Origin of the sequence: Planococcus sp. NCCP-2050 (genome assembly GCF_023708025.1) — a bacterium.
In the GTDB taxonomy this organism is placed as follows: domain Bacteria; phylum Bacillota; class Bacilli; order Bacillales_A; family Planococcaceae; genus Planococcus.
Window position 1 is genome coordinate 1 of sequence record NZ_BRCX01000009.1, and the last position, 26746, is coordinate 26746.

At 46.8% G+C, this 26746-nt stretch carries 22 protein-coding genes and 1 tRNA gene; 4 read left to right on the top strand and 19 right to left on the bottom strand.

Annotated features, from left to right (window positions below):
* Positions 1-434: 434 nt before the first annotated feature.
* The 11 genes from lysS to tilS all read right to left on the bottom strand — a co-directional run bounded on the left by lysS (position 435) and on the right by tilS (position 11846).
* Positions 435-1919: a lysine--tRNA ligase gene (gene lysS / locus NFU07_RS16970; RefSeq protein ID WP_251480293.1), complete on the bottom strand. Its 1485-nt coding sequence runs from the start codon at positions 1917-1919 to the stop codon at positions 435-437.
* Between the two features lie 146 nt (positions 1920-2065).
* On the bottom strand, positions 2066-2548 hold the full coding sequence (folK, locus tag NFU07_RS16975; protein WP_251480297.1) for a 2-amino-4-hydroxy-6-hydroxymethyldihydropteridine diphosphokinase: 483 nt from the start codon (positions 2546-2548) through the stop codon (positions 2066-2068).
* On the bottom strand, positions 2545-2910 hold the full coding sequence (gene folB / locus NFU07_RS16980) for a dihydroneopterin aldolase (RefSeq protein WP_251480300.1): 366 nt from the start codon (positions 2908-2910) through the stop codon (positions 2545-2547). The genes folK and folB overlap by 4 nt, the downstream gene beginning before the upstream one ends.
* Positions 2910-3722 (bottom strand): dihydropteroate synthase, encoded by an 813-nt coding sequence (gene folP, locus NFU07_RS16985; protein ID WP_251480304.1) that lies wholly within the window; start codon positions 3720-3722, stop codon positions 2910-2912. The genes folB and folP overlap by 1 nt, the downstream gene beginning before the upstream one ends.
* Positions 3723-3835: 113 nt before the next feature.
* Positions 3836-4777, bottom strand: a complete 942-nt coding sequence (cysK, locus tag NFU07_RS16990; RefSeq protein ID WP_251480308.1) for a cysteine synthase A — start codon at positions 4775-4777, stop codon at positions 3836-3838.
* A gap of 199 nt (positions 4778-4976) precedes the next feature.
* Positions 4977-5924 (bottom strand): peptidyl-prolyl cis-trans isomerase, encoded by a 948-nt coding sequence (locus NFU07_RS16995; protein WP_251480311.1) that lies wholly within the window; start codon positions 5922-5924, stop codon positions 4977-4979.
* Positions 5908-6789 (bottom strand): Hsp33 family molecular chaperone HslO, encoded by an 882-nt coding sequence (gene hslO, locus NFU07_RS17000; RefSeq protein ID WP_235197781.1) that lies wholly within the window; start codon positions 6787-6789, stop codon positions 5908-5910. Before hslO ends, NFU07_RS16995 begins: the two co-directional genes overlap by 17 nt.
* 17 nt (positions 6790-6806) lie before the next feature.
* Positions 6807-7574, bottom strand: a complete 768-nt coding sequence (locus tag NFU07_RS17005; RefSeq protein WP_251480314.1) for a type III pantothenate kinase — start codon at positions 7572-7574, stop codon at positions 6807-6809.
* A gap of 164 nt (positions 7575-7738) precedes the next feature.
* On the bottom strand, positions 7739-9754 hold the full coding sequence (gene ftsH, locus NFU07_RS17010; protein WP_251480317.1) for an ATP-dependent zinc metalloprotease FtsH: 2016 nt from the start codon (positions 9752-9754) through the stop codon (positions 7739-7741).
* Between the two features lie 120 nt (positions 9755-9874).
* Positions 9875-10426 (bottom strand): hypoxanthine phosphoribosyltransferase, encoded by a 552-nt coding sequence (gene hpt / locus NFU07_RS17015; protein WP_251480321.1) that lies wholly within the window; start codon positions 10424-10426, stop codon positions 9875-9877.
* 10 nt (positions 10427-10436) lie between these two features.
* Positions 10437-11846 (bottom strand): tRNA lysidine(34) synthetase TilS, encoded by a 1410-nt coding sequence (gene tilS, locus NFU07_RS17020; RefSeq protein WP_251480325.1) that lies wholly within the window; start codon positions 11844-11846, stop codon positions 10437-10439.
* A 119-nt stretch (positions 11847-11965) separates the two neighbouring features.
* Between tilS and NFU07_RS17025 the strand changes: the two genes are divergently transcribed.
* Positions 11966-12039 (top strand) — tRNA-Met (locus NFU07_RS17025).
* 44 nt (positions 12040-12083) lie between these two features.
* Here the strand turns inward: NFU07_RS17025 and NFU07_RS17030 are convergent.
* The 3 genes from NFU07_RS17030 to NFU07_RS17040 all read right to left on the bottom strand — a co-directional run bounded on the left by NFU07_RS17030 (position 12084) and on the right by NFU07_RS17040 (position 13633).
* Positions 12084-12545, bottom strand: coding sequence for a DinB family protein (locus NFU07_RS17030; RefSeq protein ID WP_251480327.1), 462 nt, complete (start codon positions 12543-12545; stop codon positions 12084-12086).
* A gap of 118 nt (positions 12546-12663) precedes the next feature.
* Positions 12664-13095, bottom strand: coding sequence for a S1 domain-containing RNA-binding protein (locus tag NFU07_RS17035; RefSeq protein WP_235197775.1), 432 nt, complete (start codon positions 13093-13095; stop codon positions 12664-12666).
* A 115-nt stretch (positions 13096-13210) separates the two neighbouring features.
* Positions 13211-13633 (bottom strand): FtsB family cell division protein, encoded by a 423-nt coding sequence (locus tag NFU07_RS17040; protein WP_251480330.1) that lies wholly within the window; start codon positions 13631-13633, stop codon positions 13211-13213.
* Positions 13634-13912: 279 nt separating this feature from the next.
* Between NFU07_RS17040 and NFU07_RS17045 the strand changes: the two genes are divergently transcribed.
* Genes NFU07_RS17045 through argF form a run of 3 tightly spaced genes read left to right on the top strand, consistent with a single transcriptional unit; the run spans position 13913 to position 19018 of the window.
* On the top strand, positions 13913-14983 hold the full coding sequence (locus NFU07_RS17045) for a carbamoyl phosphate synthase small subunit (RefSeq protein ID WP_251480386.1): 1071 nt from the start codon (positions 13913-13915) through the stop codon (positions 14981-14983).
* Entirely contained in the window at positions 14976-18071 is a 3096-nt protein-coding gene (carB, locus tag NFU07_RS17050; protein ID WP_251480389.1) for a carbamoyl-phosphate synthase (glutamine-hydrolyzing) large subunit, read from the top strand. The genes NFU07_RS17045 and carB overlap by 8 nt, the downstream gene beginning before the upstream one ends.
* Positions 18068-19018, top strand: coding sequence for an ornithine carbamoyltransferase (gene argF / locus NFU07_RS17055; RefSeq protein ID WP_251480392.1), 951 nt, complete (start codon positions 18068-18070; stop codon positions 19016-19018). The genes carB and argF overlap by 4 nt, the downstream gene beginning before the upstream one ends.
* Before the next feature lie 65 nt (positions 19019-19083).
* Here argF and NFU07_RS17060 read toward each other — a convergent pair whose 3' ends face one another.
* From NFU07_RS17060 to pth, 5 genes are all read right to left on the bottom strand, one after another.
* Positions 19084-19374: an RNA-binding S4 domain-containing protein gene (locus NFU07_RS17060; RefSeq protein WP_235199352.1), complete on the bottom strand. Its 291-nt coding sequence runs from the start codon at positions 19372-19374 to the stop codon at positions 19084-19086.
* 2 nt (positions 19375-19376) lie between these two features.
* Complete coding sequence (gene yabN, locus NFU07_RS17065; protein WP_251480395.1) at positions 19377-20840, bottom strand: bifunctional methyltransferase/pyrophosphohydrolase YabN; 1464 nt, start codon at positions 20838-20840, stop codon at positions 19377-19379.
* Positions 20837-22444 carry a putative polysaccharide biosynthesis protein gene (locus NFU07_RS17070; protein ID WP_251480398.1) on the bottom strand — a complete coding sequence of 536 codons (1608 nt, stop codon included), beginning with the start codon at positions 22442-22444 and terminating at the stop codon, positions 20837-20839. The genes yabN and NFU07_RS17070 overlap by 4 nt, the downstream gene beginning before the upstream one ends.
* Positions 22445-22471: 27 nt before the next feature.
* Entirely contained in the window at positions 22472-26005 is a 3534-nt protein-coding gene (gene mfd / locus NFU07_RS17075) for a transcription-repair coupling factor (RefSeq protein ID WP_251480401.1), read from the bottom strand.
* A 100-nt stretch (positions 26006-26105) separates the two neighbouring features.
* Positions 26106-26675: an aminoacyl-tRNA hydrolase gene (gene pth, locus NFU07_RS17080; protein ID WP_251480404.1), complete on the bottom strand. Its 570-nt coding sequence runs from the start codon at positions 26673-26675 to the stop codon at positions 26106-26108.
* Positions 26676-26746 lie beyond the last annotated feature (71 nt).

Below are 26746 nucleotides of genomic sequence, written 5' to 3' on the forward strand. Positions count from 1 at the left end.
TGTATTAGGCACGCCGCCAGCGTTCGTCCTGAGCCAGGATCAAACTCTCCATTATAGAGTAGTATTGATTGCTCAATGCTGGCGTATCGCCGTCTCCGAAAAGACGCACGATTCGCTTTGATCTGGCAAAGCCTGATCAGTAAGTTGTGGCGCGGGACCCGAAGGTCCGTTGCCGATATTGTTGACGTTTTGCTGTTCAGTTTTCAAGGTTCATGTTTATCACCAACTCGTAATGGCGACTTTTCAATATTACCAGCTCGTTAACCAGAAGTCAATAGCTTTTTAAAAATATTTTTTCGTGATTCAATTACTAAAAACACGACATCAATTATTGTAGCACCTCTTACACTTCAGCGCAACACTTATTTTTAAAAAATAATAGGGCTCTGAAATAGTACTATTTCAGAGCCCTATCTTATATAGAATCAAAGAGATTAATCACGAGGACGCATTTGCGGGAACAACAAGACGTCTCTAATAGATGCTGAATTAGTCAATAACATAATTAAGCGGTCAATCCCAATTCCTAATCCACCAGTTGGCGGCATGCCGTACTCCAATGCTTCTATGAAGTCTTCGTCCATTTCATGAGCTTCATCATTACCTTCAGCTTTTTCGATTAACTGCGCTTCAAAGCGTTCACGCTGATCTATAGGGTCATTTAACTCAGTGAAGGCGTTAGCGTGTTCACGACGAACAATAAACAACTCGAAACGGTCAGTAAAACGCTCGTCTTCTGGATTTTTCTTAGCTAATGGTGATATCTCCACAGGATGGCCGTACACAAATGTAGGTTGAACCAATTCTTCCTCAACCTTTTGTTCAAAGAACTCGTTTAAAATATGTCCTACTTCCATAGTAGGTTTTATTTCTACGTTGTGTTCTTTAGCTAAGGCTTGAGCTTGCTCTTTGGTCATTCGCTGCCAGAAATCTGCTCCTGTGTACTCTTTTACCGCATCTGCCATGTGCAGACGTTTCCAGCCTGGCGCTAAGTTGATCTGATCTTCGCCGTATTGGACAGTTGTCGTGCCGAATACTTCTTGTGCAACATGAGCGATTAGGTTTTCCGTCAGCGCCATGATGTCTTTGTAATCTGCATAGGCTTCATATAGCTCAAGCATTGTGAATTCCGGGTTATGGCGAGTAGAGATTCCTTCGTTTCGGAATACACGGCCGATTTCGTATACTTTTTCTAATCCACCAACGATTAATCGCTTCAAATGCAACTCAATTGCAATCCGAATATACAATTCCATATCTAGTGCATTGTGGTGCGTAATAAATGGACGCGCTGCCGCTCCTCCGGCAATCGAATGCAACATTGGCGTTTCCACTTCTAAGAATCCTTGGTTATCCAAGTAGCGGCGCATCGATTGGATGATGCGGCTGCGAAGGATGAACGTTTCTTTGCTTGTTTCACTTGTAAGCAAATCCAAATAACGCTGGCGGTAACGCTGTTCAACATCTTTTAAGCCATGGAATTTGTCTGGAAGCGGGCGAAGCGCTTTTGTTAAAAAGACAAATTCTTTCGCTTTAACGGATAACTCGCCTACATTTGTTTTAAAAACGGTCCCTTTGACCCCAACGATGTCGCCTAAGTCCACTGAATTGTAGATTTCGTAAGACTCATCGCCAATGGCGTCTTTGCGAACATAAATTTGGATTTGCCCTTGCAGATCTTGAACATGCGCGAATCCAGCTTTCCCTTTTCCGCGTTTCGTCATGATGCGTCCAGCGATTACCACTTCATGCGGATTTTCTTCAAGATCTTCTTTTGATAGGTCATCATATTGGTTGATGACTTCTTGCGAAGAGTGAGTACGTTCAAAACGCGAACCAAAAGGATCCATCCCTTGTTCTCTAAAAGCCTGCATTTTTTGCCGTCTCACCAATAATTGATCGTTTAACTCTTCTGACATGTCCTACACTCCTTTATTTATAAAAACCACGCTCGTTCGTGTATTAATCTATTGTACACAATTTCTCTTCAATCTACATAGAAAGCTGCCATAAATTTGAGGCGGCTTGTACTTTCCGCTTGAATTGCATCTTTTTTTATCTTCTATTATCCAATAAAGTCTTCAAGACTAGTGTATGTTTTCCATAAACGGACGCCTTGCGCCGATGGTTTGACCTCATCCTTTAAAAACGCTGCAATCTCCACTAACGGGATGAGCACAAAATCTCTCTCGTACATGCGTGGATGCGGAACGACAAGCCGCTCTGTCTCAATCGTCTCCTGATTATACAGCAAGATGTCGAGGTCTATGGTCCGGGGCCCCCACCTAATGAGGCGCTTTCGATCCAGTCTCTGTTCAATTTCTTGGCAGACATCTAATAAGTCGATCGCCGTCATGTCAGTGCGAAGACAAACCACCATATTCAAAAAAGGCTCTTGGTCTGTATAACCGACAGGATCAGTTTCATACAAAGAAGAAATGCTTTGCACTAAAATTCGCGGATGCTGATCCAATAATTTCACGGCTTGCTTCAGCATATCGAAACGGTCTCCCATATTCGAGCCTAGCGAGAGGTAACTGATATTCATGCGAATTCCCCTCGCGTTAAGTCAATCGCGACTGATTTGTAATGGCCCGGAATCGGCGGGTCGGGTTTGATCAACTGTACCCGAATTCCTTTAACAAGCGGAAATTCCGATAAGATGCGGCTTGCCACTTTTTCTGCGACAGCTTCTACCAGTTTTTTCGGTTCGCCTTCCACTACAGATTTACACGTTTCATAAACTTCTCCGTAGTGCACCGTATGTTCCAGCGCATCCGTCTCGCCTGCCTGCCTTAAATCAACCGCCAGCGAAACCGTCAAACGAAAGCGCTGACCAAGTTTGGTTTCTTCCGGAAAAACTCCATGATATCCGTAAAACTGCATTTCGTTCAGATGAATAAAATCCATTACTCCACCCCTTTATAAATTCGTTTACCAGTTAATACATCCATCATACGCACCGTTCGGCTTGTTTCTTTCACATCATGAACTCTGACGATATGGCACCCTCGCTCAACGCCATAGCACACCGTCGCTAAAGATCCTTCTAAACGTTCGGCAACAGGTAAATCCAATACTTTACCAATCAGCGATTTACGGGAAGTTCCAAGCAGTACAGGATAGCCAAGCTCAACGAATTGATCGAGATGCTGTATCATTTCGATATTTTGTGCAGCCGTTTTCCCAAAGCCAATACCGGGATCTAGCCATATTTGCGCTTTTTTGACTCCCGCATCCAAAGCGATCTGGATGCTGTTTTCCATATCTTTCTTTACATCTTCCCAGAAATTAACGTATGACGTATCGTTACGGTTGTGCATTAGAATGATTGGCACATTCCACTTAGCTGCAACGGCTGCGATTTCCGGTTCGTATTTGGCCCCCCAAATATCATTGATGATGTGAGCGCCGGCTGCAATCGCCGCCTCTGCCACTGCCGCTTTATAGGTATCGACAGAAATAAGAGCATTTACCTCTTTGGCCAAAGCGCGGATAACCGGCACAACCCGATTGATCTCTTCTTCATCCGAAATCATGGTATAGCCCGGCCGGGTTGATTCACCGCCGACATCGATAATATCCGCCCCGTCCTCCACCATCTGTTTAGCACGAGAGACTGCATTTTCGATGGTCGTGTAATTGCCTCCATCCGAAAAAGAATCCGGTGTAACGTTCAAAATCCCCATTACCCACGTTTTTTCTTCGAAGTTGATCTCCATTATGTACACCTGCACTTTCTAGTAGTTTCCATTGCCTTATCTTAACGCGAATGAACCCCTTTTTGCCACACAAAAAAGAGTATGCCAGAAGCACACTCTTTTTTCAGAAACGCTTATTTTTCTTCATCGAATTGGTAAAGCGGCGTACTCAAATAGCGTTCGCCGTTTGATGGGATGATTGCCAAAACTTTTTTCCCTTTGCCAAGGCGTTTCGCTAATTGAAGCGCCGCATAGATCGCCGCTCCAGAAGAAACGCCGCCTAAAATGCCTTCTTCACGAGCTGCTTTGCGAGCCGTTTCATAAGACTGGTCATTGGTTACTTGAATGATTTCGTCGTAGATTTTCGTATCTAAGATATCTGGAACAAACCCTGCGCCGATTCCTTGGATTTTATGCGGGCCTGGCTTGCCGCCTGAAAGAACAGGTGAATCTGTCGGTTCTACAGCCGCAATAAGAATTTCAGGATATTTCTCTCTTAACACTTGGCCAGCTCCGGTGATTGTACCGCCTGTACCGATCCCAGATACGAAAGCATCCAGTTGGTCACCCATTGTTTCTACGATTTCCGGACCCGTCGTTAAACGGTGGATTTCAGGATTTGCTTCGTTTTTAAATTGCTGCGGCATAAACCAGCCATTTTCAGCTGCTAATTTTTCTGCCGTTTTGATGGCACCATTCGGACCGTTCATGCCGTCGGGGCCTGGAGTCAATACAAGTTCAGCACCGTAAGCACGCAATAAATTCCGGCGTTCCATGCTCATCGTTTCCGGCATAACCAATACAGATTTATAGCCTTTAGCAGCAGCAATCATTGCTAAACCGATACCCGTGTTTCCACTAGTCGGTTCAATGATCGTGTCGCCTTCTTTTAAATTGCCGTGCTTTTCAGCAGCTTCGATCATCGCTAACGCAATGCGGTCTTTCACACTGCTGCCGGGGTTGAAGTATTCCAATTTCAAATAAACTTCTGCATCCTCCGAACCTGTCAGACGGTTTAACTTTACGATAGGTGTTTGGCCGATCAAGTCAGCCACTGAATTTCCAATACGCGCCATTTGTCAACACTCCTAATCCCTACTAATTTTATCTGCATTATACTTTCTTCATCGTATCAGTGTTTTTGGAACTCTGTCAAATTGTATGAATCGTTCAAAAAGGAGGCATCCCAAATTACTTTTGGGATACCTCCTTATCGAATTCATTAACAGCAAGGGGCTTCCTAATAAGTTTTTGCTCATGGAAAAACCCCTCATTTCACTCGCTATAAAACCATTCGGCATCAAATTCGTTCCAAAATGCTTCAGGCGTTACCGATTGCGGCAATTGCTCCAATGCCAGCTCGCGGCTGATATGCCCTGAAACTTCCTTGAAAGAAAAAGTTTGCCCATCCGCTTTTTCTGTAACCGTGATAATCGCGATATCTCCATTTTCCAAGGTCAACGGTTTTGACCATTTTCCGATATCCAATGAAGACGCTGTTTCAGAAATGACCGCATCAACAGAGGATTGCTTCGGAGAAATATACCCGATATCTCCTCCCAAACTGCCGCTCGCTGTATCAATCGAAAGCTCTCTCGCTAAAGCTTCGAAAGAAGAGCCATCTTCAAGCTCAGCAATGGCTTCTTCTGCTTTTTGCATCGAATCAACCACAATCATGCGGGTACGATACGCATCTGGTACATCGTAAAGCGACTGATTTTCTTCGTAGAAGGCTTTGATTTGCTCCTCTTCAACGACGACGTCTTTTGTCAGCACTTTCTCTAGAATCAATTGCGCTTTCAATTTGTCGCGCACCCGCTCCGAATCTCCTGCAAAAAGAGCGGTTTCGGTGCTATCTTGCGCAGAGCGCAGCATGGCCAGTTCAAGGTCCACTTCTTTATCCGTGACTTTGATGTCGTATTCCTTTGCCGCTGTCTCCATCACTTTCTGGTTGACCAATTCAAGCAAGGTATCCCGGCCGTGCTGGTCTTCCATTGCCGCCAACCACTCTTCGCGCGTGATTTCGTCTCCGCTGACAGAAGCCACTTCTTCATTACTTCCGCCTTTGTCATTCGGAATCAGCCAAGCAATAAACCATAGTAAATTTCCGAGAAACAAAATGAGCAACAGGACAAGCAACGGCCCTGTTTTTAATTTTCGTCTTGGGCGCCCGGGTTCTGCCGGTGAAGGTGCGGGCCGCCGGCGATTAAGATTGGAGCTCATCGATGAACGCTTCTAATTCCTCTTTAGAATACTGGTACGTTTCCAGGCAGAAATGGCACTGGGCCTCTGCCATTCCATCTTCGCTGATCATCTGTTCAAGTTCCTTTTGCCCAAGGCCAATAAGCCCTGCTGCAAATCGTTCTTTTGAACAATTGCATTCAAATTTCACCGGCATTGTATCTAAGATCTGAATATTTCCTTCTCCAAGCACTTCTTCTAATATTTGCTGTGGGTTCAATCCACGTTGAATCATTTTGGAAACCGGCTCAATCGAAGCTAAGCGTTTTTCCAATTGGCTGATGACTTCGTCTTCGGTATCCGGCATCAGTTGAATGATAAATCCGCCTGCTGCCAAGATGGAATTGTCCGTATCGACTAAGACACCCAAACCGACAGAAGAGGGTACTTGTTCAGACACTGCGAAATAGTAAGTGAAATCTTCCGCAATTTCCCCTGAAACGATCGGGCTCTGCCCCGTGAAGTTTTCGCGAAGGCCTAAATCTTTCACGACCGAAAGCATCCCTTCTTGCCCAACTGCCCGGCGCACATCCAATTTCCCTTTTTCATTTAAATCAAAATGCGTCTGCGGGTTTGTGACATAGCCGCGCACGCCGCCTGTCGCATCGCTGTCCACTAGGATGGTTCCAATCGGACCTCCGCCATCAATTTTGATGGTGACTTTATTGTCTCCTTTGAGCATTGCCCCAAGCATAACGCCGCCCGTCATGGTGCGCCCTAACGCAGCCGAAGCTGTCGGCCACATCATATGGCGCCGCTGCGCTTCAGCGACCGTTTCAGTCGTATCGACTGCAAAAGCACGGACACTTCCGTTAAAAGCCAAGCCGCGCACTAAATAATCTCCCACTGTGATCGTTCCTTTCTTTACGCTTGATTGCGTTTGTATATTAAATATAACCCTTTTAACGTCAAAAATGGGTCCACTTTATCGATTATGGCGGATTCGTTGGCAATTAGCGAGGCCATTCCGCCTGTCGCGATTACAGTCGGCTTCTTCCGGCTTTGCGCTTTCATGCGGCTGACAATGCCTTCCGCCTGGCCTACATATCCATAAACGATGCCCGACTGCATGGCAGCCACTGTATTTCGGCCGACGACATGGGAAGGCTGGATGATTTCAATGCGCGGCAATTTTGAAGCCCGGTCATAGAGCGCTTCTGTCGAAATCCCAATGCCTGGAGCAATGGCTCCTCCCATATACTGCTCATGCTCATCGATATAGCAGTACGTCGTCGCGGTCCCAAAGTCCACAATGATAAGCGGAGCCGCGTATTCGTGGATGGCAGCTACTGCATTGACAATCCGGTCTGCTCCCACTTCTTTCGGATTATCGTATTTAATATTCAATCCCGTCTTAACGCCCGGGCCAACCACTACAGGGGCCAGATGAAAATACTTTTGGCACATCCGCTCCAATGAAAACATGATAGGCGGAACGACCGAAGACATGATAATGCCCTTAATGTCGTTAAACGCCAAACCAGCATCATTCAATAAAGCCTTGATCTGCATGCCGAATTCATCTTCTGTTTTATGGCGGGCTGTTTCTAAACGCCAATGATAAGCGAGTTGGTCTTGCTCATAAATGCCTAAAACAATATTGGTGTTGCCGACATCCATTACTAAAATCATATTTGCGTCCCCATTTATCAACAATTTTTCCAACACATCATACCATATTTTTAGACAAATTTGAAAAACGCCTCGTTCAAATTCATTTCCCATTCAACAGGACGAAAAAAAGCTGCTTGCTGTCCTTTTTGAAAGGATTCAGCAAACAGCTTTTTGATTTCATTTTACTTACGGTCTTCCTGGATCGGTCCGCGCGCTTCGCCTGTTTGGCCTTCTTTCGGCAAATCGCCTGCAGAAGGGTCAGCTGGTGCACCGGTCACGTCAGGATTTACATCGCCTTCTTTTTTCAAATCAGGCACATCGTCTCCGAAATCTCCGTTCAACGCTTCATATGAGCGCTCAGGAAGTGTTCCGTGTTCTTTCAAGTGAAGAATTTGAGCCGCATCCAGCGTTTCAACTTCAAGCAATGTAGTCGCAATCAATTCAAGAAGTTCTTTGTTTTCAGTCAGAATCTCTTTCGTGCGAATGTATTGCTCTTTGATGATGCGTTGGATTTCTTGGTCAATTTCAAACGCGATTGCATCTGAGTAGTTTTGTTCTGAGTTAAAGTCGCGGCCAAGGAAGACATTTCCGCCCTGTGCCTGGCCGAATTGGATCGGTCCGATCTTGTCACTCATTCCGTACTCAGTTACCATGCTGCGTGCAATAGCTGTTGCGCGCTGGAAATCATTGTGGGCGCCAGTTGAAACTTCGCCAAAAATCAAATCTTCCGCTACACGTCCGCCAAGCAAGCCGGCAATCTTATCGAGCAATTCCGGTTTTGTCATGAAGTAACGGTCTTCTCTTGGAAGCATGACAGCGTAGCCGCCTGCTTGCCCGCGAGGTACGATGGTTACTTTATGGACAATATCCGCATCGTCCAGGGTTAAGCCGACAACAGTATGCCCGGATTCGTGGAATGCTACGATATTGCGTTCTTTTTTCGAAATGACGCGATTCTTTTTAGCAGGTCCCGCAATAACACGGTCAGATGCTTCATCCAGATCGGACATATCGATTTTCAATTTATTGCGTCTTGCAGCAACAAGTGCCGCTTCGTTTAAGAGGTTCTCTAAATCCGCTCCTGAGAAACCAGGTGTACGTTGAGCGATAGCTTTCAAATCAACGTTTTCATCAAGCGGTTTATTGCGTGCATGAACTTTCAATACTTCTTCGCGGCCTTTTACGTCTGGACGTCCAACCGTAATTTGGCGGTCAAAACGGCCTGGGCGCAGAAGTGCCGGATCCAGGATATCTGGACGGTTAGTAGCTGCAATGATGATAACGCCTTCGTTGGCGCCAAAACCATCCATTTCTACTAGCAATTGGTTCAAAGTTTGTTCGCGCTCATCGTGTCCGCCGCCGAGGCCAGCTCCACGTTGACGCCCTACTGCATCAATTTCATCGATGAAAATGATACAAGGTGAATTCTTTTTCGCGTTTTCGAAAAGGTCACGAACTCGGGAAGCCCCGACTCCGACGAACATCTCAACGAAATCCGATCCACTGATTGAGAAGAATGGAACACCTGCTTCTCCAGCAACTGCACGAGCTAAAAGTGTTTTACCAGTACCCGGAGGCCCGACAAGCAAAATCCCTTTAGGAATGCGTGCGCCGATATCAGCAAATCTGCGCGGATCTTTCAGGAAGTCAACCACTTCCACAAGTTCCTGTTTCTCTTCATCTGCCCCAGCAACATCCGGGAAGCGGACTTTATGCTTTTGATCGTCATACAGCTTCGCTTTGCTTTTACCGAAGTTCATCACTCGGCCGCCACCGCCGCCTTGTGATTGGTTAAGCAAGAAGAAGAAGAGGATGAAGATGATGATGAAAGGAATGATCCCCGTGAAGAATGAAACCCAACCGCTTGTCTGCGGAGCTTTCAAGTAATTTACTTCAACGCCATCTTGTGCTTTTGCAACAGCATCGATTTCAGCTGTCAATGCTTCGTTTTCCAATGGAATGTTGGTAATGAAAGATTCGCCTTCTTCATAGCCGGCCATCTTCCCTGTTACTTCATAAACCATGGCATCTGGCTGAATGGTTACTTCCGTGATTTCGCCACTCTCCAGTGCGTCCAGAAATTCGTTATATCCTATATTTTTAGTCGGTTGGTTACTATTGTTAAATGTTCCCAAGATACCGATAATAACAAGGAAAATCAGTAAATAAAATATGGTGTATCGAAATATCCGATTCATCCTAAGCCTCCTCACAAAGTTTCCCAAAACTATACTAAATACTAACATAGGAACATTTAAGCATACAACGAAAAGCCCTTGCCGTTGCCGACAACTCCAACGTCTGTGACCAACTCTTGACTATTCTTCTTCCCCGCTGTAAACAGAAGGTTTTAGAACACCGATATACGGCAAGTTACGGTATTTTTCAGCGTAATCCAATCCGTACCCGACCACAAATGCATCCGGAACTTCGAATCCGATGTAATCCGCTTTCAAATCCACTTTGCGTCCAGATGGTTTATCAAGCAATGTAACGATTTTAATGGAATTTGCTTTCCGGTATTTAAATAGATCCACCAAGTAACTAAGCGTCAGTCCACTGTCAATAATATCTTCAATAATGAGAAGATCGCGGCCTTCCACACTTGCATTCAAATCTTTGATGATTTTTACTTCGCCTGAAGAAACCGTCGCGTTGCCGTAACTTGAAACATCCATGAAATCCATTTCCACATAGCTGTCCATGCGCTTCATCAAATCTCCCATAAACGGCATTGCGCCTTTTAATACGCCAATTGCCAAAGGATATTTGTCTGCGTAGTCACGTGCTAAAACAGCACCTAATTCTTTTGCTTTTTCCTGCAAACGTTCTTCAGTAATCAATATTTCTTCAATGTCTTTCTCTAGCATGGTGGACCTCCTATAATCCGCTTTTTGCGATCTTAACATGTTGTTCAATTAATACCCAATCGTCTTCCGGCCGTTTTTTGCGGCTAAAAAAACAAGAATGGCGTAAACCTGGCACTAGCAGAACATCACCTTCTGCCGCTGCAATGACTGGCCAATTTTCCCGTTGCAGAGTTGGCACTTTTTCGTCAATCATCAAGCGTGCCACTTTTTTTGGATGCTCCATTCCAGCAAGCTGGATGCGATCACCCGGTTTCCGGTTCCTTAACACCATCGATGGCCTTTTCGCGGAATCGAAATACCAATATGCGGCATGTTCTCCGTTGATTTGGCTGACCGGCACTGCTTTGTAGCGAAAACCATTCATTATTTCAGACCACTCCGTAGATATAGTGGAAATAACTCGTTGTTTCGGTTCAATCGATAAACGCCGGCCGAATAAAACCGTGTCGTACTCGCGAACCATCTGATAATGACCTGGCAAATGCAAAAAAACAGTACCTGACGAACTTCCCATCATTTCTCGGATTTGTTCTGCCAACTGCTTATTAATCGGCACTTCCTGCTCATTATATAGATAATTTAATAGTAGTAGAACCATTCTTTTTTGTAAAGCAAGTGCTTCTCCCGCGAACTTTTCCGCCGATAAAGAGATGCTTTCTTCATCAAAAACGGCTATTTCCTCCAATTTCATGCGGGCAAGCTCTGTGATGAACTGCCGGTCTTCCTGGATCGTTTCCGCAAGTTCTGCGAAATGTTCGGACGCCCGGGTGTTCTCTTTTTTCAAAAGAGGCAAGATGGTATGGCGCACACGATTTCTCGTATAAGCCGTTTCTGCATTGCTGGAGTCTTCCCGATGGTTGATCTTTTCTTCAGCTGCATAGTTTGCCACTTCATCCCTTGTCACAGCGAGCAGCGGACGAACCAATTCACCGACTCCAAAAGGACGGCGCATCGGCATTCCGAAGTTAGCCGTTTCAAGCGTTCCCCGTAGACCCGATAGAAGAATGGTTTCAAGCTGATCGTCTGCATGATGGGCAGTCGCTAATTTATTAGCTCCGCTGGTGTCAAGGATTTCAGCGAAATACGCATAGCGCTGTTCCCGGCAAACTTGCTGTTTGTTGCCGCCTTCCGCCTTTAAGATGGCAGGAATCGGGATGTCCCGGCTAAAACAGCGGATGCCCCATTCCCGGCACAGGCGTTCTGTGAAAATCCGATCCTGCAAAGACTCTTCTCCTCGCAGCATATGATTTACATGCACGGCAGAAAGTCGAATGCCGTAATGCTGTTCGTGGGTTTTCAAGAAATGCAGCAAGACCAATGAATCGATTCCTCCAGAACACCCCACCAATACATGGTCTCCTCGTTCAAGCAAACGATGGCTCTCAATATAATCCATCAATTTCTGATGAAATGTGTTCATGAACCAGCCACCTCTTTTTGTTTCAATTTCAGTGTTCCAATAAGCACTCAAATTATTTTCAACTTGCAATTGACACACCATCTATTCGATAGTATGATATTAAATGTTCGTTTAAACAAGGCGGCGTAGCTCAGCTGGCTAGAGCGTACGGTTCATACCCGTGAGGTCGGGGGTTCGATCCCCTCTGCCGCCATCATTTTTTTCAAAAGCAGCATCCACACCGGGTGCTGCTTTTTTTCAGGCCAAAAAATCTTCTATTTGCTTGCGGTGATGGGCATCATGCTCAAGAATGCCCGCAAAATATGCAGCCGGATCCATTTCTCGCTGGCCGATGTGAAAACGGGAATGCCATTTTGCGTCTGTCATGCCTTCAATTTCCTGTACCAACAAGGCACGCTGCTTTTGGGCATGGGCCAACACTTCTTGGAATTTCATTGAAGCTACCGGTTTTACTGCGGCTTCATTAAACGCATCCACATCCGGCAATCTCTCCACTTCCGCACCTTGTTCCATTTGGGGCAAACGCTGCTCCCTCATAAAACGGTCCCATTCAGCCAAATGCATAATGATTTGGGCAATCGACCATTTCCCTTCAGCAATCGCCGTGTTCGCTTCCGCTTCCGTTTTCACCGAGGTATTCAGTGAGGCTAAAAAAACTTCATAATCATTCATCCCATTAATCAGTTGCGTTTTTTCCATCCTTGCACCCCTCCAGCTTTGTTTTATAAAAAAAACGCTTCCCAATTGAGAAGCGTTTCAGTTTAAATTGTTAAGCTGTATTGAAGCATTTTCCTATGCTATTAAAACAGCTAGCAAGTTAGCCTCTTCTTGCACCGCGGCCACCGCGTTTAGATTCTGTAGCGCGTTTTAAAGAAGTCAAATTGTCTTCGCTTTCTTTTAGGAACTTCGCCATTTTTGTTTCAAAGTTCTCTTTAGGAGCACGCTCAAACGAACGGTTGTTGCTTGGACGTGGACGTTGTGGGCGGTCTGGACGCTGTGGTGCCCCTTCTGGCTGAGGCTTCGCTTTACGAATTGAAAGACCGATTTTTCCATCAGCTTCCACATTCATAACCTTCACTTCTACCATTTCGCCAACTTTAAGATGGTCATTGATGTCTTTAACATAATTGTCAGCGACTTCACTGATATGCACGAGGCCTGTTGCACCGGTTGGAAGCTGAACGAACGCTCCAAAATTTGTAATACCTGTAACTTTACCTTCTAACTTGCTGCCTACTTCAATCGACATAAAAAAAATGCTCCTCCTTAAAAATTAAAATGACACCGACTTGGGCCATAAACTCTTTATAACGGGCACTTGTCCCACTTTTTATTATAACCATCAAAAAAAGAGTGTCAACTGACTACTCTTTTTCATCGGCTTTTTCTTTTGTTTTTTGGTCCTCATTTGGAAGGGTAAAAATGATTTCCCCGTCCTCAGATAAAAAGTATTCTTTACGCGCTAATTTCGCAATATATTCATCATCGTTCAACAACAAAATCTGCTCTTCGAGTTTCTTCTGCTCTTTTTCCGCTTTTTCAAGCGAAGCTAGCGTTTCCGCACGCATCTGCTCTTTTTCAGAAATGGTCTGGGATTGGGCATAAATAGTGGTGCCGATCCAAATGCTCGCCATGAGCACCAAAATGCCGAAAACAGACAGACGTCTGAATAACCGAACTTTATGTGCTTGATGACGCTTTTCTTTCCGTTCAACCGAGCGGACATAGTCATTGCGAATTGAAGCGACTTCGCGATTTTCCGACGGCTTTTCTCTCTTCAAACTCATGACTCTTCCCTCCTCCGACTCACTTTGTTGCCATTATACATGAAAAACCCAGTAATTATAAGGTTTTTTTGCAATTCTTACTACTTTTGAAACATTTCTGGGAAAAAAATTACTTGAGTATTCATTTTAATTAATAAAAATACTGTTGACTTAATTTTTATACATTATATAATAAGAGACATTATTTAAAAATGCTTGATTTAATCTATAAAATTAGTTTTTCTACAAATAACGTTTTATAAATATGCATTATTAATGAATAAAGAATGGAGTGAAAGTATGACAGGTTTGTTGACACTTTCGAACGGAATCAGCTTCAAAGGGCAGTGGCACGGCGCTAAAACAACCATTCAAGGCGAAATTGTTTTTTTCACGGGCATGACGGGATACGAAGAAGTGTTGACTGACCCTTCCTACAAGGGACAGATCATCGTGTTTTCTTATCCATTAATCGGCCAATACGGCATCCAAAGCCAGCATATTCAATCAGAGAAGATTCAGGCGGCTGGAATTGTCGTAGTGGAGCTATACGAAGGGCCTTTAGAAAAAGGGGCTATTTCCCTCGGTGACTTTGCAGCAAGGGGCCAAGTTCCGATTTTAGCCGGCGTAGACACCCGCTCCATTATTCAGATTGTCCGCGAATACGGGACGATGCAGTCAGAAATGAGCCCATTCACTTCTTCCCTAATTTCGTGGAACCCCATCCAAACCGACTTTTTCCCGGAACACCACCATACAGAAGAAATTACAATATTCGGCGATGGAGACATTCACATCGGGTTAATTGATTTCTATTTTAAATCTTCTATATTAACGGAATTGCTGCAGCGCAAATGCAAAGTCAGCATCCTTCCCTATAATTTGCCGACTGAGAAGCTGGATGCGCTTCAACTGGACGGCTTGCTGTTTTCTAACGGCCCTGGCGACCCCGCTGCCTTAGCCCCATTGTTTCCGGTTTACCGGGACTGGGCAGAACGCTATCCCACTTTCGGGATTTGCCTCGGCCATCAGATTATCGCTTCCGCTTTCGGCGCCCGAACGACGAAATTGCCTTATGGCCATCGCGGCGCCAATCACCCAGTCATCCATACAAAGACGCAGAAAGTGACAATGAGTTCCCAAAATCACAGCTACGTCGTAGAAGATGCAAGCATATCGGAAACGCCGCTTTCCATTCTTTATAAAAACGTCAATGACGGCAGCATCGAAGGATTGAGCCATCCCGAACTTCCGCTGCTGACGGTCCAATTTCATCCGGAAGCAGCGCCAGGACCCGCTGAACATCAAGAACTATTCAGCCAGTTTCTTGCATTAATCCAACAGAAAAAGAAGGTGACCTTACATGCCTAAACAGCCCGCCATCCAAAAAGTACTAGTGATCGGTTCCGGCGCCATTGTCATCGGACAAGCTGCTGAATTCGATTATTCAGGAACTCAAGCCTGCCTTGCCTTGAAAGATGAAGGCATCGAAGTGATTCTCGTCAATAACAACCCGGCCACAATCATGACGGATAAAACCATTTCCCATAAAGTCTATTTCGAACCGCTGACAGTCGACAGCCTTACCCGCATTCTGGAAAAAGAACGGCCCGATGGCTTGCTGGCTACAGTGGGCGGCCAAACCGGATTGAATTTAGCAATGGCTTTATCGGATTCCGGCGTCCTCGCCAAATACGGCGTCTCGCTGCTTGGCACCGATATGGATTCGATCAAGCAAGCAGAAGACCGTGAACAGTTCCGTGCACTGATGAATAAATTGGAACAGCCTGTCCCAAGCAGCGATATCATTTATTCCATTGAAGAAGCATTGAAATTTGCCGATACAGCCGGCTATCCATTGATCGTCCGCCCTGCCTATACTTTGGGCGGTTTTGGCGGCGGCATCGCGGCAGATGAGGCTGCATATGTCTCGCTTGTTGCCCAAGGTTTAAGCGCGAGTCCTATCCAGCAATGCCTGGTAGAAAAAAGCATTGCCGGCTACAAGGAAATTGAATATGAAGTGATGCGCGACCAAAACGGCACCTGCATCACAGTCTGTAATATGGAAAATATGGATCCTGTCGGCGTACATACAGGCGACTCGATTGTAGTGGCTCCGAGCCAGACATTGAATGACCGCGAGTACCATATGCTCCGTACTGCATCGATCAACATTATTGATGCACTCGGGATTGTCGGTGCCTGCAATGTCCAATTCGCCTTGCATCCTGAAACTTCCGCTTATTATTTAATCGAAGTCAATCCCCGGGTCAGCCGTTCTTCGGCACTTGCTTCTAAAGCGACCGGCTACCCGATTGCAAAAATTGCAGCTAAACTGGCGATCGGATACACCTTGGATGAATTGAAAAATCCAGTGACCGGCACTACATTTGCGAGTTTTGAACCTGCACTCGACTATGTCACCGTGAAAATTCCGCGCTGGCCTTTTGATCAATTCCACCAGGCGAACCGCACACTCGGGACGCAGATGAAAGCGACCGGCGAAGTGATGGCCATTGAACGCAGCATGGAAGCCGCTTTCCAAAAAGCGATCCGCTCGCTCGATATGCCGCTCGACGGTTTCCGCTTGCCGGCACTCGCTGAATTGCCGACAGCGACTCTAGAAAAGATGGCCTCAGAACCGGACGACCGCCGGCTCTTCGTGCTGTTCGAATTGCTGATCCGCAATAAAACCGTAAAGCAAGTGCAGGAAATGACGGCAATTGCCCCTTACTTCTTATACGTTTTGAAGCGCATCGTTGATGAATGGCATAAATTGCATTTATTGTCCTGGAACAGTATGACCTATAGCCGCTTAAAGCAAGCGAAAGCGCTCGGTTTCAGCGATAAGCAATTAGCCGATCTGTGGCATGTCTCTCCGGCTGAAATCTGGGGCCAGCGCAAAAGCTGGAGCCTATTTCCTTCTTACCGGGTGATTGATACGTGTGCAGCGGAATTCCGTTCGCAGACCAATTACCTGTATTCCACTTGGAACGGCCAGGCGGACGAACGAAAGTCTACGAAGAAAAAAGTGGCAGTGATCGGGTCAGGCCCTATCCGGATCGGACAAGGCATCGAATTCGATTATTGCTGCGTGCATAGCGTGCTCGCTCTTCAAAAGCATGGCTATGAAGCCATTATGATCAATAACAACCCAGAGACGGTATCCACCGATTACGAAATCGCGGATGCGTTGTATTTTGAACCGATGACGGCTGAAGACATTTTGAATGTGCTCGACTTCGAAGGCATCACGCAAGTCATCGTCCAGTTCGGTGGCCAGACTTCACTGAATGTGGCAGCGGAACTGGAAGAGGCAGGCATCACAATTCTTGGTTCCGAAGTGGATCTATTGGATCAAATGGAAGACCGGGAACGATTTTATGGATTTTTGGAATCGATCGGCCTGCCTGTTATTCCAAGCTTCACGGCTGGGACGCCGGAAGAAGTTCAAGAGTTTGCCGGCATTCTCGGCTATCCGGTCATGCTGCGTCCGTCTTACGTCATCGGCGGCAAAGGCATGACGGTTTTGCATGACGAGCAGGAATTACAACAATGGCTGATGCAAACGGCCATGTCTTACCCTGTGCTCGTGGATCATTTCATTACCGGAAAAGAAGTGGAAGCGGATATTTTATCAGATGGAGAAAATGTATGGATTTCCGCTGTCTTTGAGCATATTGAAGGCACCGGCGTCCATTCCGGCGACAGCATTTCCATTACGCCGCCAGTTTCACTGTCTTCCGAAGCACTCGCAAAATTATCAGCGACCGCGCGGCATATCGCAGGCAATATGAAATACACGGGTTTATTCAACATCCAGTTTGTTTACGAAGACGATCAATTATTCGTCATGGAAATAAACCCGCGGGCTTCCCGTACTGTGCCGATCAGCTCAAAAGCCACCGACGTCCCACTTGTGCAATTGGCGACGGCATTGATGCTTGGTGTACCTTTTGAGGAACTCGGCATCGAGGAATTATACAATGGACAACCGGAATATACCGTAAAGGCTCCGGTGTTATCACATATTAAACTGCCTGGCCTGTCCGCGGTCCTCTCACCTGAAATGATGTCGACGGGAGAAGTCATCGGCAGCAGCCGGGACTCCACTCTCGCGATGCAAAAAGCGCTGGACGGTGCATCTCAGCAACTGGCTTCACTAAAAGGCGGCGGCACCATTTTCATTACCGAAGCATCGCTTCCGCTGATTGACGAGAAATTCTGGAAAGATCAAGGCTTCGCCTTTCAAACAGAAACTGCGACGCCGTTTGAAGAGTGGCTGAAAACGGACGATAAGAAAGCGTATATCGATTTAGTCCCTGATCCCGATAAAATCCAGGCAGCTGCAGCTGCTGTCCACCGTCTTCACGTTTGGACACGCACGGAAACCATCAGTGCTTTTCAAGAACATGTCAAAGCGATCAACGGAAATACGAAAGGAGTGCTTGTACAATGACAACGATTTTGCCCTATGCCCCACAAATTGCCCAAAAACACATGCTGTCGCTAAAAGATTACAGCAGCTCAGAGATTTTGGATTTGCTTGAGCTCGCTGCAGAATTGAAGAAACCGGAAAACAAATACCTGCCTTTATTGGAAGGCAAAGTGCTCGGCATGATTTTCGAAAAATCGTCCACCCGTACACGTGTGTCTTTTGAAGCCGGCATGCTGCAGCTCGGCGGCCATGCGATGCATCTCAGCACACGGGACATCCAGATGGGGCGCGGCGAAACGATTTCAGATACCGCACAAGTTTTATCCGGCTATCTCGATGGCATCATGATCCGGACATTTGACCAGGCAACGGTCCAGGAAATGGCGGACCATAGTTCGGTGCCGGTCATCAATGGATTAACAGATGATTTTCATCCTTGCCAAGTGCTTGCCGACCTACTGACGATTCAAGAACATTTCGGCAGCTGTGCAGGAAAGAAAATGGCTTATATCGGCGATGCTAATAATATGGCGAATTCACTGATGATCGGTGCGGCGAAAGTCGGATTGGACATCTCCATCGCTTCTCCTGCCGCTTATGCGCCAAAACCCGATATGGTCGAATTGGCTCAAACGATTGCGCTGCAAACTGGGGCAACCGTACAGATTACGATCGATCCCGTCGAGGCAGTCAAAGGCTGCGACGTGATTTATACGGATGTCTGGGCGAGCATGGGCCAGGAAGCGGAAGCGCTGGAACGCCTGGAACATTTCCAGGGGTATCAAGTGAACGAAGAACTGGCAGCGCATGCGAACCCGGATTATATCTTTATGCACTGCCTTCCTGCCCATCGCGAAGAAGAAGTATCGACCGCCGTTCTTGAAGGTCCACACTCAGTCGTTTTCCAGGAAGCCGAAAACCGCTTGCATGCACAGAAAGCCTTGCTTGTTGCCTTGATGGCCGACTAATATATACAAAAAAAGCTGTTCCGGAAGCGTTTGGCTTCCGGAACAGCTTTTCATTTTTCAAACCCTCACGCTTCGTCATCGATGAATTCGGGTTCTACTTTATCCAGCTTTTCTTCCTTTAAGATGGTGTACATATTGGCCGTCTCTTCTTTTCGGGCATTTTCTTTCAACATATCCACACGCACCGTTACGACTTTCTGTCCGAAACGGATCTGCAATTCGTCATTTTCTTTGATGACCGAGCTTGCTTTTGCTTTATTGCCGTTTACGGTAATCCGTCCTTGGTCAGCTACTTCTTTAGCCAAAGTCCGGCGTTTGATCAAGCGTGAAACTTTCAAAAATTTATCCAGACGCATCGTCATTCTTCCCTTCTTGCCAATGTTTTGGCTTCGTTCCAAAATTCATCTAATTGCGCTAATGTATAATCGCTGAAATTGCCGCTTCCTTCGCTGACGCGCTTTTCAACATGGCTGAAGCGCTGCTGGAATTTCCGATTGGCATGGACCATGGCCTCTTCAGGCGACAATTGGTAAAAGCGGGCAATGTTGACGAGGGTAAACAGCAAATCGCCCAGTTCATCGAGCTGCCGCTCTTTGGAACCTTTCGCCGCTTCCGCTTGAAACTCCTGCAATTCTTCCTCGAATTTCTCCCAGGCCCCATCTGCATCTGACCAGCTAAAGCCGACTTTCGCCGCCTTTTTCTGGTAATTATAAGACGTCATCAAAGAGGAACTGTAACGTTCCTGTCCGTCAAGAATTGAAGCCGTCTGCGGCTTTTCCTGTGCTTTGATCGCTTGCCAGTTTGATACCACTTCATCTGATGTTGCCGCTTCGGCATCGCCGAAAACATGCGGATGGCGCCTGATCATTTTGGCGCTGACCGCTGACAGCACATCTTCCAGCTGGAAATAGCCATTGTCCTGGCCAATTTGCGCATGCAAGAATACTTGGAGCAGCACATCGCCCAGTTCTTCGGCTATCGCTTCGTCATCTTCTTCTTCAATCGCCTGGAGCAGCTCGTGGGCTTCTTCCAGAAGATACGGGCGCAATGATTCATGCGTCTGCTCCCGGTCCCAAGGGCAGCCTTCAGGGCTTCTTAAACGGGCAACGATTTGCCGGAACGTCTGCCATTCTTTCAAGCGGTCCATCTGATCCACGGCCGGCGGCACGTAAATGGTCGTTAGATTATCGACTTCCGCTGCACGGTCCAATTCATAAAGTGGAACCTTCCGCAACACTTCATTTGCTGAACCCGCCGCTGTCACGATGGTCACCTCGTAATCTTCCGGGTATTTTTCCATTAGCGTCAACTTCACTTCTGAAGCACTAAAGGAATCGTAGACTTGTGCAATCAAGACATGCTGAGCCATATTCACATCGTCGCTTGCCATCGCTGTACCATCGAGCAATTGAAATCCTTCAATCGGATCGATGCGGAGCGCTCCGAAAATCGGATCCAGGAAGCTTTGTCCCCCCTCAATCACTAAACGGAAATCTCCTTTTTTTTCAGCTTCCACTAAATATTGAACCGTCTGTTCAGCGACCAATGGATGCCCTGGAACTGCATAAATGAGGGATTGCTCTTTGGATAACGCAATCAGCGTATCTGCGATTTCCGCGTAGACCGGTGCAAAGGTATCGTGTTTTTCGTAAATGGCATCGAAAGAATTAAAAGTGACCCCTTCTTCCGCCAATTCCTTTAAGACAGGATGGTCTTCAGTCCGCACATATAACTCTGCAGCATTTTTTATTTTTTTATAAACGCCAAGCGGCAGTTGATCCAAATCTCCTGCGCCCAGCCCGATTACTTGGATGGTGTTCATATACGATCTCCTTTTTTTCTGGCGTTCAATTTCAATTGAAGCCCTGCCAATTTCCTGCCGAACGGAATGATAAACCATTCTTTTTCCGTGATGATGCGGCTGCGCGCAATCACAACCAGAAACACAGCTGCACCGAGAAGTACGGTCGTCACAGCGATAAAGGCAGCAGATAAGCGGCTCCCGAAGCCGTCGAAGACGACGCCATCAGCAAACCATGACCAACCGGTGACTGCAATCGCCATTGCCGCAGAAGCGGCTAAAATCCAGCCGTAATAGCGAGTGGGCGCCAATCGGATCGGCCAGACCCGTTTAAAATACAGAAGCAGGCCGAAAACGATGAATGCGAGCCCGAGATTTCCCGCAAGCGCAGCACCTGTCACTTCCCATAGCGGAATTAACAGCCAATTGCCGATGATTTTGATCACGACGCCACCCGCTAATAGCCAAGCAGGAATCTTCACTTTTCCTAGTCCGTAGAGCAAGGAAGTCAAAACCAGCAATAACGCCATCCAGACGATCTGCCAGCTGAAAACGATCAATGCCGCTGATTCCTCACGGGTTTCAAACAGCATTTCATTGACATACGGCATGACCAATGACAAACCTACTGCTGAAGCAAAAGCAAATAAAAACGATACGCGGAAAGCCAATTGCGCATAGGCTTGAGGCGGTCTTCCGGTTGGTTTTTTCGCCATTTGAGCAACAAGCGGTACGATTGCAAGCGCAAGCGATGTCGCCATGAGAATGCCGAATTGCACGAGCGGCTGCCCTCTATCGTAGACCCCTTTTTGCTCCATTGCCGAAATTCGGTCGATCCCCGCCTCAGTCAGCAGACGAAACACGGAAAACGAATCGACCAATTGAAAGAACAGCAGGATCAATGAACTCATGCTGATGCTTAAACTGATCACCGTCATTTTTTTAATGATCGGCCATGGACGGATCGCTGCCGAAGAAGGTTCTCTTCGATTGTAAGAACGACGGAAATAATAGACAAGCAAGAGTACTGCTGCCAGTTCTCCCACAGCGGCACCGAGTATGGCCATGCTTCCCGCCGCATACAACGAATAGCCCGCCATGACCACTAGCCAAGAACCGAGTAAAATAACCGATACCCGGATCGCCTGTTCCATCACTTGCGCATAGGCGACGGGCTGCATATGATTTCGGGATTGGAAATGCCCTTTCATCACAGCAATCGGTGCCATCAGCAATACCGCTAAAGCGGCAATTTGCAAAAGCGGAGCAAGGTTCCTGTCGCCCATCCAACCGGCCAACCCTTCCGCTCCTAGAAACAGCATCAAAAAAACCACTAGCGATACGGCCGCAATAAAACCGAGAGAGATCCGCAAAATCACACCATGATCCTGTTTTTCTGAATCAGCGAGCAGCTTTGAGACCGCTACTGCAAAACCATAGGAAGTCCAGACACTGAAAATGCCGACAAATGGATACACTTGCTGGTAAATATAAAAACCCTGGTCACCGACTAAGTTCTGGAAAGGCACGCGGTAAATGGCACTCAGCAATTTGACGATAAAGCCCGCCATCGTCAAAAGGACTGCGCCTTTCATAAATGTTTTCATTGTTCCTTCATTCGCCAACGGGCTTCACTCATTCCCTCTACAAAATTAACTGACCGGCTTTTCTTCCCTAAGCGATTCCGGAAGCAGCTTCATCATGCCTTCAAGCACATCAAACGGATGATGCTTCTTGGTTTTGTTTTCATCGATGGTCATCACTAGCTGCTGTCCAGCCATACTGAAGCCGACAGCGCGGCCGTAAGCTGCCGATTCTTCGACGAGCTTGCCGCCATTCATCGCAGAAGTGCCTTCTGCTGACAGCTTGATTGTAATGATTTTGCCAGTTTGCTTGATCGACTCGACACCGGTCAAACGCGCCCAGACTTTCATGCGCGCAACACTCAGCAAGCGATCGGTCTCAATCGGCATATCACCGAACCGGTCAATCAATTCATCTTGCAGTTCGGCAACTTCCTCTTCTGTTTCGATGCCTTTGACGCGTTTATACATTTGGATTTTCTGGTAGCCGTCTCCGATATAACTGTCAGGAATGTAAGCATCCACATCAAGCGAAATCTCGACTTCCGGAATCTCCTCTTTCTTGATGCCGGTGCGCCGCTCTTCGATGGCCTGTTCTAGCATCTGCGAGTACAGGTCAAAGCCGACGGAATCAATAAAGCCGTGCTGCTGTGAACCGAGCAGGTTTCCGGCACCTCGAATGGACAGATCCCGCATCGCAATCTTGAAGCCGGATCCAAGTTCCGTAAATTCCTTGATGGCCATAAGGCGTTTTTCCGCTACATCTGTCAGCACTTTATCGCGCTGATACATGAAGTAGGCATAAGCGACACGGCTTGAACGGCCCACGCGCCCACGCAATTGATACAATTGCGACAAGCCCATGCGGTCCGCATTATGGACGATCAAGGTATTGACGTTCGGAATATCGATCCCGGTTTCAATAATCGTCGTCGTTACGAGCACATCGTAGTCGCCGTCCAGGAATCCGAGAATGACGGACTCCAATTCCGTTTCGGACATCTGCCCGTGGGCATGGCCGATACGCGCTTCCGGCACCAAGGCTTGAATTTCCTCCACTTTCCGGGTCATATCATCCACCCGGTTATAGAGATAGAACACTTGGCCGCCGCGTGCCATTTCACGTTCAATCGCTTCGCGCACAAGCGCACCGTTATGTTCCATGACATAACTTTGCACCGGGAAACGGTTGGCTGGCGGCGTTTCAATAACGGAAAGGTCGCGTACGCCAATCATGGACATATGAAGCGTCCGCGGAATCGGAGTCGCCGTCAATGTCAAAACGTCCACATTCGTTTTCATTTGCTTGATCTTTTCTTTATGGGTAACTCCGAAGCGCTGTTCTTCATCGATGATCAGCAGCCCCAAATCTTTATAGCCAATGTCTTTGGATAAAATACGATGCGTTCCGACGACAATATCAACTGTACCGTTACGTAAGCCTTTAGCGGTTTCGGTTTGCTGCTTTTTCGAACGGAAGCGGCTCATCAGCCCAACTGTAATCGGGTAGTCTTTAAACCGTTCGCTCATCGTTTCAAAATGCTGTTGGGCGAGAATCGTCGTTGGCACTAAAAAGGCCACTTGTTTGCCATCAAGCACTGCTTTGAATGCGGCGCGAATCGCCACTTCTGTTTTGCCGTAGCCTACGTCTCCGCATATCAAACGGTCCATCGGCCGCTCTTTTTCCATATCTCGCTTTACTTCGGTGATCGAACGCAGCTGGTCCACGGTTTCTTCATAAGGGAATTCCGCTTCGAATTGGCGCTGCATGTCCTGTTCTTCGGAAAATGCATAGCCTTTCAATGCTTCGCGTTCCGCATAAAGTTTAATGAGGTCATCGGCAATATCCTGAACCGCCGCGGAAACTTTCCGGTGCGTCTTCTTCCATTCCGCTCCACCCATCTTATGCAGCTTCGGTTCTTTTTCTTCGGAAGCAATGTATTTCTGGATTAAATCGATTTGATCGACCGGCACGAATAATTTGTCATCCGCCTTATAGACAATGTGCAAATAATCTTTATGGACGCCGCCGATTTCCAAAGTTTCAATACCGACATAACGGCCAATGCCGTGATGGATATGGACAATATAATCGCCAGGTTTGATTTCCGAATAGCTTTTAATGCGCTCCGCATTGGTCAGCTTTTGCGGACGCGTCTTTTTCTTCGCCTGCAGTTTGAACATTTCCGCGTCCGTAATGACAGCCAAGCGCTGAAGCGGCATTTCAAACCCGCCGGACAAGTCTCCATCGACTAAATACATGTGGCCGCCTTGCACGTTTGTCGCAGCCGTGATGATTTCCGCTTCCATTCCGTAGTCTTCAAGCACCGAACGGACTTTACGCATCCGCTCTTCGCCTTCCGCTATGATGAACACTTGGAACTTAGCCAATGCCCAGCGTTCCGCTTCCGCTTTCAGCAAATTCATCTGTCCATGGAAAGACTGCATCGGCTTGCACGAATACGTAATCGATTTCTTCACTTGAATCGACGGGAATGTCCGGACAAATAAAGAAAGAAAGGCAACTTGCTGTTTTGTTTTTTGGAGCACTTCACGGAACGTATACGCCAACGGGAGATCTTGAAGGAATTTTCCTTCTTCGAGCAGCGAAACGATCCAATCGCCTTCTTCCCGCTCCAAGGTTTCGGTCATTTCCTGGATTCTTCCGAGTTCATCAAAGAAAATGACACCATTCCCCGGGAAATAATCGCCTAAGAATGCCGATTGGCTATCCACCAATGCTGCATACTTCGCCACTTGATCCGGCACATTGCCTTCCCGCAGCATGTCGATGTCATGCTGGATATGCTGAAGCAGCGCTTCTTTTGTGTCGTCCGCTTTCACTTTTTTCAATGTAGCAGCTAGCTTCTCCTCGATTTTCTCTGCCAGTTCAAGCTTCTGCAGACGCGTCAGCACCAATTCACTGGCCGGTAAGATACACAAGGATTCCATTTTATCGAGTGAACGCTGGTCTTCTGCTGAAAACTGGCGGATGGAGTCAACTTCCGTATCAAATAGCTCAATGCGGGCTGGGTGTTCAAAATTCAATGGATAAATATCCAATATTCCGCCGCGCAGGGCGAATTCACCTGGAGTCGTTACCATCGGCGTTCGTGAATAACCCATCGCCACCAATTTCCCAATCCATTCTTCAGCATCAATTTCATCTCCGGTATGGGTACGCAAGGTTGAAAATTCCCATTGCTCATGGGATGGCATCAACTTCCGCATCCCCGCAACCGGCGTGATGTAAATGCCTTTTCCGACATTTTTCATGTGATCGAGCGTATCAATTCGGTGGGCGCGCAGTTCCGGGCCGGAAAATGACACATCGGCCGCTATCAATTCATCTGCCGGATAGAGATGGACAAGCTCTTCCCCCATCAATTTGACCAAGTCATCATAAGTGCGCTGTGCATGCAATAAATTCGGCGCTACAACCAATAAGGGCGTATTCGATTCAGCCCAAACCGTCTGGTAAAAAATAGGGCGCGCACTGCCGGACAATCCCGAAATCAACTGGTGGTCCTGCCCTTTTTTCAAGTCTGCAATTAATGCCTGCGTATGAGAATCCTCAGCAAACGATTTTAATATACGATCCATCCCGATTCCTCCTTTCAAAATAAACAGTGTATTCGTGATTTTTCTGCCTCATTCAGAAACAGAAAAAAGCTCTGGACGCTGTTTGCGCCAAAGCGAAATTCTATTTAACAGTTGCATTGTAATCATTCATTACTTCAAGATACGGTTTAGAAAGCCATAACTCACAGGCTTCTGCGCTTTTCTTGATCGCTTCGGAAATTTCCGGAACTTCGGATTCCGAAAAACGCGCGAGTACGTAATCCGGCACTTTCATCCCGGCAGGCGGGCGGCTGATGCCGATACGCATGCGGTTGAATTGCTGGGTGCCCAAATGCTGAATAAGCGATTTGATGCCATTATGTCCTCCGGCACTGCCTTTTTGGCGGAGCCGCAGCTGCCCGGTAGGCAAATCCAGGTCATCATAAATAACCACCAAGTCTTCAATTGCAACATCGTAATAATCCATTAAAGCGCCGACACTCTCACCTGACAAATTCATATAAGTCAGCGGCTTTAATAGCATGACTTTTCCTTCCGGACGGTGGATAATCGAATACATTCCTTTGAACTTCGACTGAGTCAAAGGGGCATTCCATTTGGACGCCAAATAGTCGATTACTTGAAAACCGACATTATGCCGGGTTGATTCATATGCTTTCCCGGGATTTCCCAGGCCCACAATCAATTTCATAGCCATCTTCCTTTGCTGTTTTCACTGCTTCACATTTTACCACAAATACTTATTAAAACAGAAAAATAGGG

Bases quoted from the DNA above. Each gene is read 5' to 3' on its own strand.
- cysK (WP_251480308.1), bottom strand. From the start codon at position 4,777: ATGGCGCGTATTGGAAATTCAGTGGCTGACTTGATCGGCCAAACACCT.
- tilS (WP_251480325.1), bottom strand. From the start codon at position 11,846: ATGAACACATTTCATCAGAAATTGATGGATTATATTGAGAGCCATCGT.
- NFU07_RS16995 (WP_251480311.1), bottom strand. From the start codon at position 5,924: ATGAGCTCCAATCTTAATCGCCGGCGGCCCGCACCTTCACCGGCAGAA.
- lysS (WP_251480293.1), bottom strand. From the start codon at position 1,919: ATGTCAGAAGAGTTAAACGATCAATTATTGGTGAGACGGCAAAAAATG.
- NFU07_RS17005 (WP_251480314.1), bottom strand. From the start codon at position 7,574: ATGATTTTAGTAATGGATGTCGGCAACACCAATATTGTTTTAGGCATT.
- NFU07_RS17035 (WP_235197775.1), bottom strand. From the start codon at position 13,095: ATGTCGATTGAAGTAGGCAGCAAGTTAGAAGGTAAAGTTACAGGTATT.
- argF (WP_251480392.1), top strand. From the start codon at position 18,068: ATGACAACGATTTTGCCCTATGCCCCACAAATTGCCCAAAAACACATG.
- carB (WP_251480389.1), top strand. From the start codon at position 14,976: ATGCCTAAACAGCCCGCCATCCAAAAAGTACTAGTGATCGGTTCCGGC.
- folB (WP_251480300.1), bottom strand. From the start codon at position 2,910: ATGGATTTTATTCATCTGAACGAAATGCAGTTTTACGGATATCATGGA.
- NFU07_RS17045 (WP_251480386.1), top strand. From the start codon at position 13,913: ATGACAGGTTTGTTGACACTTTCGAACGGAATCAGCTTCAAAGGGCAG.
- ftsH (WP_251480317.1), bottom strand. From the start codon at position 9,754: ATGAATCGGATATTTCGATACACCATATTTTATTTACTGATTTTCCTT.
- mfd (WP_251480401.1), bottom strand. From the start codon at position 26,005: ATGGATCGTATATTAAAATCGTTTGCTGAGGATTCTCATACGCAGGCA.
- NFU07_RS17040 (WP_251480330.1), bottom strand. From the start codon at position 13,633: ATGAGTTTGAAGAGAGAAAAGCCGTCGGAAAATCGCGAAGTCGCTTCA.
- NFU07_RS17060 (WP_235199352.1), bottom strand. From the start codon at position 19,374: ATGCGTCTGGATAAATTTTTGAAAGTTTCACGCTTGATCAAACGCCGG.
- folP (WP_251480304.1), bottom strand. From the start codon at position 3,722: ATGGAGATCAACTTCGAAGAAAAAACGTGGGTAATGGGGATTTTGAAC.
- yabN (WP_251480395.1), bottom strand. From the start codon at position 20,840: ATGAACACCATCCAAGTAATCGGGCTGGGCGCAGGAGATTTGGATCAA.
- folK (WP_251480297.1), bottom strand. From the start codon at position 2,548: ATGAATATCAGTTACCTCTCGCTAGGCTCGAATATGGGAGACCGTTTC.
- NFU07_RS17030 (WP_251480327.1), bottom strand. From the start codon at position 12,545: ATGGAAAAAACGCAACTGATTAATGGGATGAATGATTATGAAGTTTTT.
- pth (WP_251480404.1), bottom strand. From the start codon at position 26,675: ATGAAATTGATTGTGGGCCTGGGAAATCCCGGGAAAGCATATGAATCA.
- hpt (WP_251480321.1), bottom strand. From the start codon at position 10,426: ATGCTAGAGAAAGACATTGAAGAAATATTGATTACTGAAGAACGTTTG.